The organism is Leeia oryzae DSM 17879 (assembly GCF_000376945.1).
Lineage (GTDB): Bacteria > Pseudomonadota > Gammaproteobacteria > Burkholderiales > Leeiaceae > Leeia > Leeia oryzae.
The window spans coordinates 150,559-160,456 of the sequence record NZ_AQXU01000016.1 but is presented as its reverse complement, the minus strand read 5'-3'; the positions used below and the strand labels follow the sequence as shown (position 1 = coordinate 160,456).

Genomic DNA, 9,898 nt, shown 5'->3' with positions numbered 1-9,898 from the left:
TAACCGTGGATATTGCGGTTGTTGGTTGACGCTGTGTGAAGTGGATATAATTTAGACCTGAAAAGAATTACTTCTTCCGTTTTTAGTGGTGAGTGATGAAGATCACTTGCTGCGTGACAAGTTACGCTTGGCAGCCATAGCGCGTTGGACCCACGCCTTCCCATTTCGAACAGGACCGTGAAACGACGTAGCGCCGATGATAGTGAGCATTGCGCTTGTGAAAGTAGGACACTGCCGGGCACCCCACAGGAAGCCCCTGATCTGACGATCAGGGGCTTTTTACGTTTGGGGAAGAGAAAACACCGAGCCAAAAATTCCGAGTGGAAGACCGCAAACCCTCCACAAACACTTCCTGCCATTCAGACTGCTGTCATTGCGCGCCTGATACACATCCCCCTGTCAACTGACTCATGCGAGTGCGACCAGGGCCTGACGCGCCCAGGCGGCGAAGGCCTCGGGGGCGAGGAGTGGGGATGGGGCTTCGCTATTCAGTAAGGGATCTCCTGCGGGAGTTGCCGGATCTCCATGGTGGCGGTGCCGGTGTCGTCCACGCTTTGCAGTAGCACCGGGAAGCCCCACAGGTTGGTGAAATGCTGTAGCGTCTGCTGGCTGCCGTTACCCAGCGGGCGACGCAGGTGTTGCTGGTGGCGAAGCATCAGGCTTCTGTCGCCTCTGATATCGACTGACCACACCTGAATATTTGGCTCATTTTCCGATAGATTATATTGGCTTGCCAGTGTCTTGCGGATGTAGCGGTAGCCGCTTTCATCATGAATGGCGCTGACCTCGATCTTGTCGGACTGATCATCATCCAGAATGCTGAACATGCGGAAGTCTCGCATCAGTTTGGGCGACAGGAACTGGCCGATAAAACTCTCGTCCTTGAAGTTGCGCATAGCAAAGTTGAGGGTTTTGACCCAGTCGCTGCCTGCGAAGTCAGGGAACCAGTATTTGTCTTCGTCAGTGGGGTGTTCGCATATTCTGCGGATGTCGGTGTACATGGCAAACCCGAGTGCATACGGGTTAATGCCGGAGTACCATTTGCTGGTGACTGGCGGTTGGTAGACCACGTTGGTGTGTGACTGCAGGAACTCCATCATGAAGGAGTCTTCAAGGCGTCCTTGATCATAGAGGGTATTGAGCAGGGTGTAATGCCAGAAGGTGGCCCAACCTTCGTTCATGACCTGTGTCTGGCGCTGGGGGTAGAAGTACTGTGCCAGCTTGCGGACGATGCGAATGATTTCACGCTGCCATGATTGTAGCAGCGGGGCATTCTTTTCCAGGAAGTAGAGCAGGTTCTCTTGCGGCTCGGAAGGGAAACGTGCGGCTTCTTGCGCTTGTGCTTGTGCCGCCTGCCGGGGCAGGGTTCGCCACAGGTCATTAACCTGGGTTTGCAGGTACATTTCACGGTCTGCCTGGCGCGAGGCTTCTTGCGCTAATGAGAGCTTCTGCGGCCGTTTATAGCGGTCTACTCCATAGTTCATCAGTGAGTGGCAGGCATCCAGCAGGTATTCGACAGCATCAATACCATGGCGCTGTTCGCACTCGGAAATATAGTTTTTGGCATACACCAGATAGTCGATGATGGATGAGGCATCGGTCCAGGTCTTGAACAGATAGTTGTTTTTAAAGAATGAGTTATGGCCATAGGCGGCATGGGCAATCACCAGGGCCTGCATGGTCATGGTGTTTTCTTCCATGAGGTAGGCGATGCAGGGATTGGAGTTGATCACGATTTCGTAAGCCAGCCCCATCTGACCGCGCTTGTAGGATTTTTCCGTACTCAGGAAATGTTTGCCGAATGACCAGTGGTGGTAGTTGACGGGCATGCCGACGGATGCGTAGGCATCCATCATCTGTTCGGATGTAATGATCTCAAGCTGGATGGGGTAGGTATCCAGTTTGAAGTCTTTGGCGACCTGCCGGATGGCAAGGTGGTAGTCTTCGATCAGCTCGAAAGTCCAGTCGGAAGGTGCCGGGAGTTTTTGGGTGTCCATACTCACCTCCATGATCAAGCATGCTTTTTCTGAAATAGTTTCCTGAACACCGGATAAATGTCGGCGGGCTCACGGATTTTTTGCATGGCAAAGAAGGCGTGCTTTTCTGTCAGTTTGACGTATTCGTGCCAGAGATTTTGTTCTGGTCCATCCGTGATTTCGATATAGGCAAAGTACTGTACGAGCGGCAGGATTTTTTCATCCAGCAGTTGCCGGCAGGCTGGGGAGTCATTGTCCCAGTTGTCGCCATCTGAGGCTTGGGCGGCATAGATATTCCATTCTGCCTGGGAATAGCGCTCTTCCATGATCTGCTGCATCAGTTTCAGGGCGCTGGATACGACTGTGCCGCCGGTTTCTCTGGAATGGAAGAAGTTTTCCTCGTCCACTTCGGTGGCCTGGGTGTGATGGCGGATAAACACCAGCTCGATCTTTTCGTACACCCGTTGCAGGAACAGGTAGAGCAGGATGAAGAACCGTTTGGCCATTTCCTTGCGGGATTCATCCATGGAACCAGACACGTCCATGATACAGAACATGACGGCTTTGCTGCTCGGTCTGGGTTGCATGGTGCGATTGCTGTAGCGCAGGTCGAGCGGGTCGAGAAATGGCAGGTGTGCCAGTTTCTTTTTGAGCAGGTGAATTTTCTGCTCGATACCTTTTTGTTCTGCTTCCATTAACGCGCATTCAGGGTTTTCCTGATCTTCCGCCAGTTGTGCTTCCAGCTCGTGGAGCTGGCTGCGCAATGGTCCGCCAAGCGTCAGGCGTCTGCCCATGGCTTGTTTGAGAGAGCGGATCACATGGATGTTGGTGGGGGTGCCGTCCGTGGCAAACCCGGCCCGTACCGGCTTCATCTCTTCCATGGAGGCCAGTTGGGTTTTCACCAGATTCGGAAGGGCCAGGTCATCAAACAGGAAGTTGAGGAACTCTTCCCGACTGAGCTGGAACTGGAATGCGTCTTCGCCTTCTCCTTCGTTGCTGGCTTTGTTGCCTGAGCCTTGACCGCTGCCACCTTGCGGGCGATTGAACTTGTCTCCTTTGATATATTCTTCGTTACCTGGGTGCACACGCTCCCAAACCCCTCCATGTCCATGCGTGAAGGTGGGTTCGGACAGGTCTTTGACCGGAATGGATACGTTTTCTCCGTTATCAATGTCAGTGATGCTGCGACCCTTGATGGCATCGTTGACGGCATCTTTAATCTGTTGGCGGTAACGTCGGAGAAAGCGCTCCCGGTTGACCGCACTGCGGTGTCTGCCATTCAGGCGTCTGTCTATCAGATAAGACATCCTGTTTCTCCTTGCCCATCAGTTGGAGGTTGGGCGGGTAGCCCAACCCCTGCTATTTCCTGGAACAGGCTGGTCGTTTGTTATCAGGATGATTTCCTTACACGAAGGTACCATTCGCACAGCAGGCGAACCTGTTTGGCGGTGTAGCCTTTGTCGACCATGCGGTTGACGAAGTTTTCGTGTTTGCGCTGATCTTCTGCACTGGCCTTGGCATTGAAGCTGATGACCGGCAGCAGGTCTTCGGTATTGGAGAACATTTTTTTCTCGATCACTACCCGGAGTTTTTCGTAACTGGTCCAGAGCGGATTTTTGCCGCCATTGCTGGCGCGTGCGCGCAGGACGAAATTGACGATCTCGTTACGGAAGTCTTTCGGATTGCTGATCCCTGCCGGTTTTTCAATTTTCTCCAGTTCGTTATTCAGGGCCGAGCGATCAAAACTTTCTCCGGTGTCCGGATCACGGTATTCCTGATCCTGAATCCAGAAGTCCGCAAAGGTGACGTAGCGGTCGAAAATGTTCTGGCCGTATTCGGAGTAGCTTTCCAGGTAAGCGGTCTGGATTTCTTTGCCGATGAACTCGACATACCTGGAGGCCAGATACTCTTTGATGAAGCTGATATAGCGTTGCTCGACTTCTGGCGGGAACTGTTCACGTTCGACGTTACGTTCCAGCACGTAGAGCAGGTGGACAGGGTTGGCCGCCACTTCGGTATGGTCATAGTTAAAGACTTTGGACAGCACCTTGAACGCCCAGCGGGTGGAGATGCCGGTCATGCCTTCATCGACACCGGCAAAGTCCCGATACTCTTGCAGGGATTTTGCACGTGGGTCGGTGTCCTTGAGGTTCTCACCATCGTACACCTGCATTTTGCTGTAGATGCTGGAGTTTTCTGGCTCTTTCAGCCGGGTCAGCACAGAAAACTGCGCCATCATTTGCAATGTGCCGGGGGCGCATGGTGCTTTGGCCAGGGATGAATTGCGGATGAGTTTTTCGTAGATCTTGGCTTCTTCCGAGACCCGCAGGCAATAAGGCACCTTGACGATATAGATCCGGTCGAGGAAGGCCTCGTTGTTTTTGTTGTTCTTGAACATTTTCCATTCTGACTCATTGGAGTGGGCCAGAATGATGCCGTCGAACGGAATGGCACCAAAGCCTTCCGTGCCTTTGAAGTTGCCTTCCTGTGTGGCGGTTAACAGTGGATGCAGCACCTTGATAGGGGCTTTGAACATCTCGACAAACTCCATCAGCCCTTGGTTGGACAGGCACAGCCCGCCAGAGTAACTGTAGGCGTCCGGATCGTCTTGCGAATAGTGTTCCAGCTTGCGGATGTCGACCTTGCCGACCAGAGAGGAAATGTCCTGGTTGTTTTCATCACCTGGTTCGGTTTTGGAAATACCGATCTGACGCAGTACGGACGGATAGCGTTTGACGACCCTGAACTGGCGGATATCGCCACCGAATTCTTGCAGCCGTTTGACCGCCCATGGCGAGAGGATCTTGTTCAGGTAGCGGCGTGGAATGCCATAGTCTTCTTCCAGAATGGCTGCATCTTCTTCTGCCTGGAAGAGCCCGAGGGGAGACTCATTGACCGGGCTGCCTTTGAGTGCATAGAAGGGGACTTGCTCCATCAGCTGTTTGAGCTTTTCCGCGATAGAGCTTTTACCCCCGCCGACTGGGCCTAGCAGGTAGAGGATTTGTTTGCGTTCTTCCAGGCCTTGTGCTGCATGCCGGAAGTAGGCAACCACTTGCTCGATGATGTCTTCAGCACCATAAAAGTCGGTGAAGGCAGGATAGAGTTTAACCAGACGGTTGGCAAACAGACGGGAGAGGCGATGGTCTTTGCGGGTATCGACCAGTTCAGGTTCGCCGATGGCTTTCAGCATGCGCTCGGCAGCCGTGGCGTACGCTAAAGGGTCTTGTTTGCACAGGGCGAGGTATTCCTCGAGGCTGTATTCTTCTTCCCGTGTCCGTTCAAACCGGCTGGAAAAACTGCTGAAGATGTCCATGGCGTTCTCCTCGTGTGAAACGTGAGTGCTTGTTACTTAGTCAAACATGTCTGGTTGAAATTCCCTTGTGGTCTGTTTTATTTCTTATTTGAGGTATAGCACAGGAATGCGCCTTTATCTTGCGTCTGTCAGATTAAATTTTGTGCCAATCCCGGCAGAATGCAAGGGGGTTGAATAATATACCCTATGGGGGTATATTGGAGTTGTCTTCAATTTGAAAGCAAACAGATGACTGAGCATGTTTCTCTACCGGTAGAAGGCATGACGTGTGCCGCCTGTGCGGGTCGCATAGAGCGTGTACTGAACAAAAAGTCAGGTGTTTCTGCCAATGTCAGCTATGCCAATGAGTCGGCTGAAGTGGATTTTGACCCCGGTGTCATCACCCTTGATCAGGTGGTGGAAGCGATACATAAATCTGGCTATGCAGTGCGTGCAGAGCATAAACAGTGGCAGGTGGATGGCCTGGACGAGCCGGCCGGTGAACAGCGGCTTCGCAACGGACTGGCATCGCTGACGTTATCGGATATCCAGATTAACCGTGCCGATTCGACCTTGTCGGTGGCGTATATTCCGGCGCTGGTGACAGAAGAACTGATCGAGCGCCAGTTAAAGAAAAACGGATTTGTGGCGACCCGGCTGCAAGCCCGGCAAACCGGGTTGCCTGCCCGCCAGTACCTTGAACTGGCTGGTGCCATTCTGGCGACCATTCCTTTCTTGCCCAGCATGGCGGGCATGCTGCTTGGCCGCATGGACTGGATGTTGCCGGTGTGGTTGCAGTGGGCGCTGGCAACCATTGTACAGGTCTGGATTGGAGCGCGGTTTTACCGGGGTGGCTGGCATGCCCTGAAAAACGGGGCTGCCAACATGGATGTGCTGATCGCGCTGGGGACCAGCATGGCGTACGGCTATTCAGTCTGGTTATGGCTGGGGGAGTCCAACCCGCACGGCTATTTTGAAGCAAGTACCATGATCCTGACGCTGGTGTTGCTGGGCAAGGTACTGGAGCAGCGCGCCAAGCGGCAAACGCGGGCAGCTTTGCAGGCGCTGTTGTCGCTGCAACCGGATAACGCGCTTTGCTGGGATGAAGCGCAACAGGATTGGCGCCCGGTACCGATTGCCGACATCCGCCAAGGAGCGCGTCTGTTGTTAAGGCATGGCGATGCGGTGGCGGTGGACGGTAAAGTGATTTCGGGCGAGGCAGCCATTAACGAGTCGATGCTCACTGGGGAGAGTCTGCCGGTTGCCAAGGCAGCGGGTAGCCCGGTCTTTGCCGGTACCGTGGTGACAGTGGGCAATCTGGAATATGAAGCTGAACGGGTTGGCCCGGCTACCCGACTGGCCAATATCATCCGTCTGGTGAGCGAGGCACAAGGGTCCAAGGCGCCAGTGCAACGGTTTGCCGATCAGGTCTCGGCCTGGTTTGTGCCGGTGATCGTGATGCTGGCGATTCTGACGTTTATGGTCTCTGGCTGGTGGTATGGTAACTGGCATGCGGCGGTGATACCGGCGGTATCGGTACTGGTGATAGCGTGTCCGTGTGCGCTTGGGTTGGCGACACCGACGGTCATGATGGTGGGCGTCGGGCATGCCGCGAGACATGGGGTACTGTTTCGGGAAGCGGCGGCGCTGGAAAAGACCGGGGGTATACAGGTGCTTGCCGTCGACAAGACCGGCACGCTGACGGAAGGCAAGCCGGTGGTGATGCATCTGGAAAGCTGGTCGAACGAGGTGAGTCTGGATCAGCTGCTGTTGTGGGTAGCGAGTGTTGAACGCGGGGCAAATCACCCGCTGGCAGCAGCCGTATTAGCTCACGCAGAGGCGCGCCAGCTGGCATTATTGCCGGCCGAGACGATTCACCAGATTGCCGGCAAGGGGGTAGAAGGTACATTGAAGGTGAACGGAAAACCGTTACGCTTGCTGGTGTCTGCGCCGGACGAGGCGCTGCTGAATGAGACGCAGCAGGCACAGATCCGGGCGTGGCAGGCCAGTGGTTGTTCCGTGATGGTGGCAATGGATATGGATCGTCAGGTGGCGCTGGGGGCGCTGGGGCTGGCTGACCCGATCCGGCCGGATGCCGCTGCGGCAGTGGCTGCATTGCAGTCTCGCCAAATCCAGGTGGTGATGCTGACCGGGGACAATCCGGTGACGGCCCAGGCGATTGCTGCCCTGGCTGGCATTACGCAGTTTGAGGCCGGCTTGTCCCCACAGGGAAAGGCGGATTATATCTTGCAGTTGAAGGCGCGCGGTTTGCGGGTTGGCATGCTGGGAGACGGTATTAATGATGCCCCGGCGCTGGCGACAGCGGATATCGGTTTTGCTGTGGCGAGCGGCAGTGATGTCGCCCGGGAAACCGGTGATGTGACCCTGATGTCTGCAGATCTGATGGCGGTGATACGGGCGGTGGATCTGTCTCGTGCCGTGATGCGCAAAATCTGGCAGAACCTGTTTTTTGCGCTTATCTATAATGTGCTGGGGATTCCGCTGGCCATGTTCGGGATGCTGAACCCGGTGTGGGCGGCGGCGGCAATGGCGCTCAGTTCGGTGTCTGTGGTCAGTAACTCGTTGTTGCTGCGCCGCTGGAAGCCGGTTAGTGAATGATGTAAGACCTTTGATGTGTTGATGAATGTGAACAAGGAGAAAATGACATGACTGATGTAACCCTGAAAATTGAAGGCATGACATGCGGTGGTTGTGTGGCCAGCGTGAAGCGCGTACTGGAAGCTGAAGCCGGTGTATCGGCCGTGGTGGTTAGCCTGGAGAAAAAGCAGGCAGACCTGCAACTGGATACGGCTGCCAATTCGGTAGAGCATCTGGTTTCTGCCATTGAAGACGCAGGCTACGATGTCGTCCGCTGAGTTGCCGGAGCAGGCAGTAGGGGAGGATGGCTGCTGTCATACCGAGCGCAGTACCATTCAGCCCGCCAAGGACGTGCTGCTCAAGCGCCTGAACCGTGTGGAGGGGCAGGTCCGCGGGATTGCCAGAATGATTGAAGAAGACCGTTACTGCATTGATATCCTGACCCAGGTCAGTGCGGTGCGGTCGGCGCTGGATGCCGTGGCTCAGCAGCTGCTGACGGACCATACGCGGGGTTGCGTGACCCGTGCGATTGAACACGGGGAAGGCCAGCAGGCCATTGATGAGCTGCTGGCCACCATCGGGCGCTGGATGAAATGAGACCGCCTGATTTAGCGCTTCATCTTATAAATACATGACCAAACTGTCTTTGTGGGTCTGGCCTGGCATGCTAGAGTCACCGGGTATGCTTATGTGCTAAGACCCACAAGGAGACAGTGAATGAAGTTTGATACGCTTGCAGTGCATGGCGGGTATAGCCCGGATCCGACCACCAAAGCCGTGGCGGTACCAATTTACCAGACGACCAGCTTTGCGTTTGACAGTACCCAGCATGGCGCGGACCTGTTCGACCTGAAGGTGCAGGGGAACATCTATACCCGCATCATGAACCCGACGACCTCTGTGCTGGAGCAGCGCATTGCGGACTTGGAAGGCGGTATTGGTGCGCTGGCATTGGCTTCTGGTCAGGCTGCCATTACCTATGCGATCCAGACCATTGCCGAAGCGGGCGATAACATCATTGCGACCAGTACCTTGTATGGGGGCACTTATAACCTGTTTGCCCATACCCTGCCGCAGTACGGTATTGACGTGCGGTTTGTAGATTATCGCGACCCGGCTGCCGTGGCCAAACTGATTGATGACCGTACCAAGGCGGTGTATGTGGAGTCCATTGGCAACCCGCTCGGTAACGTGGTGGATTTTGCCGCTTTTGCCGAGGTCGCCCATGCCCACGGGGTGCCGCTGATTGTGGATAACACCGTAGCCACACCTTACCTGACCCGGCCGTTTGAGCACGGTGCCGACATTGTCGTGCATTCGCTGACCAAGTATCTGGGCGGGCATGGCACCAGCATTGGCGGTGCCATTGTGGATAGCGGCAAGTTCCCTTGGGCAGAACACAAAGCCCGTTTCAAGCGGCTGAACGAACCCGATGTGTCTTACCACGGCGTGGTATATACGGAAGCTTTGGGCGCTGCTGCGTATATTGCGCGTGCCCGCGTGGTGCCTTTGCGTAACATGGGTGCGGCCATTTCTCCGTTTAACAGTTTCCTGATCTTGCAGGGGATCGAGACGCTGGCATTGCGGATGGACCGTCATGTGGAGAATGCCTCGCGTGTGGCCGAGTTCTTGAAGGGCCATCCCAAGGTGGCGTGGGTCAACTATGCCGGTTTGGCGGGGCATGAATCCAAGGGGCTGATTGACAAGTATTTCGGGGGCAAGGCTTCTGGCTTGCTGACGTTTGGTGTCAAGGGTGGCCGCGATGCTGGCGGGCGTTTCCAGGACGCGCTGAAACTGATTACCCGACTGGTGAATATCGGGGACGCCAAGTCTCTGGCGTGCCACCCAGCCTCTACCACTCACCGTCAGCTAAACCCGGCGGAGCTGCAGAAAGCTGGCGTGACGGAAGACATGGTCCGATTGTCGATTGGCATCGAGCACATTGATGACATTCTGGAAGATCTGGATCAGGCACTGGCCGTGAGCTGATATTGACTGGTCGCCCCAAAGAAAACCGCCCCATGTGTAACCA

7 protein-coding genes and 1 rRNA gene are annotated in these 9,898 nt (G+C 55.1%); 5 read left to right on the top strand and 3 right to left on the bottom strand.

Annotated elements, in window-relative coordinates:
• The first annotated feature begins 126 nt into the window (after positions 1 to 126).
• Positions 127 to 240: ribosomal RNA gene (gene rrf / locus F552_RS0104185) — 5S ribosomal RNA — on the top strand.
• 248 nt (positions 241 to 488) lie between these two features.
• Here the strand turns inward: rrf and F552_RS0104180 are convergent.
• The 3 genes from F552_RS0104180 to F552_RS0104170 all read right to left on the bottom strand — a co-directional run bounded on the left by F552_RS0104180 (position 489) and on the right by F552_RS0104170 (position 5,289).
• On the bottom strand, positions 489 to 1,997 hold the full coding sequence (locus F552_RS0104180; RefSeq protein ID WP_033374716.1) for a SpoVR family protein: 1,509 nt from the start codon (positions 1,995 to 1,997) through the stop codon (positions 489 to 491).
• A gap of 14 nt (positions 1,998 to 2,011) precedes the next feature.
• Positions 2,012 to 3,283, bottom strand: a complete 1,272-nt coding sequence (locus F552_RS0104175; protein WP_018150469.1) for a YeaH/YhbH family protein — start codon at positions 3,281 to 3,283, stop codon at positions 2,012 to 2,014.
• An 83-nt stretch (positions 3,284 to 3,366) separates the two neighbouring features.
• The gene (locus F552_RS0104170) at positions 3,367 to 5,289 is read right to left on the bottom strand and encodes a PrkA family serine protein kinase (RefSeq protein ID WP_018150468.1); all 1,923 of its coding nucleotides are present in this window, start codon (positions 5,287 to 5,289) and stop codon (positions 3,367 to 3,369) included.
• A gap of 228 nt (positions 5,290 to 5,517) precedes the next feature.
• Here F552_RS0104170 and F552_RS0104165 point away from each other — a divergent pair, with 228 nt between their 5' ends.
• The 4 genes from F552_RS0104165 to F552_RS0104150 all read left to right on the top strand — a co-directional run bounded on the left by F552_RS0104165 (position 5,518) and on the right by F552_RS0104150 (position 9,855).
• A complete protein-coding gene (locus tag F552_RS0104165) occupies positions 5,518 to 7,887 on the top strand; it encodes a heavy metal translocating P-type ATPase (protein ID WP_018150467.1) in 2,370 nt (789 codons plus the stop codon).
• Between the two features lie 47 nt (positions 7,888 to 7,934).
• Positions 7,935 to 8,144, top strand: coding sequence for a heavy-metal-associated domain-containing protein (locus tag F552_RS0104160; protein WP_018150466.1), 210 nt, complete (start codon positions 7,935 to 7,937; stop codon positions 8,142 to 8,144).
• Complete coding sequence (locus F552_RS18485) at positions 8,131 to 8,463, top strand: metal-sensitive transcriptional regulator (protein ID WP_018150465.1); 333 nt, start codon at positions 8,131 to 8,133, stop codon at positions 8,461 to 8,463. Before F552_RS0104160 ends, F552_RS18485 begins: the two co-directional genes overlap by 14 nt.
• 120 nt (positions 8,464 to 8,583) lie before the next feature.
• Positions 8,584 to 9,855, top strand: a complete 1,272-nt coding sequence (locus F552_RS0104150) for an O-acetylhomoserine aminocarboxypropyltransferase/cysteine synthase family protein (RefSeq protein ID WP_018150464.1) — start codon at positions 8,584 to 8,586, stop codon at positions 9,853 to 9,855.
• Positions 9,856 to 9,898: the final 43 nt, after the last annotated feature.

Coding starts and splice junctions, on each gene's coding strand:
- F552_RS0104180 (WP_033374716.1), bottom strand. CDS start 1,997: ATGGACACCCAAAAACTCCCGGCACCTTCCGACTGGACTTTCGAGCTG.
- F552_RS18485 (WP_018150465.1), top strand. CDS start 8,131: ATGTCGTCCGCTGAGTTGCCGGAGCAGGCAGTAGGGGAGGATGGCTGC.
- F552_RS0104160 (WP_018150466.1), top strand. CDS start 7,935: ATGACTGATGTAACCCTGAAAATTGAAGGCATGACATGCGGTGGTTGT.
- F552_RS0104170 (WP_018150468.1), bottom strand. CDS start 5,289: ATGGACATCTTCAGCAGTTTTTCCAGCCGGTTTGAACGGACACGGGAA.
- F552_RS0104165 (WP_018150467.1), top strand. CDS start 5,518: ATGACTGAGCATGTTTCTCTACCGGTAGAAGGCATGACGTGTGCCGCC.
- F552_RS0104150 (WP_018150464.1), top strand. CDS start 8,584: ATGAAGTTTGATACGCTTGCAGTGCATGGCGGGTATAGCCCGGATCCG.
- F552_RS0104175 (WP_018150469.1), bottom strand. CDS start 3,283: ATGTCTTATCTGATAGACAGACGCCTGAATGGCAGACACCGCAGTGCG.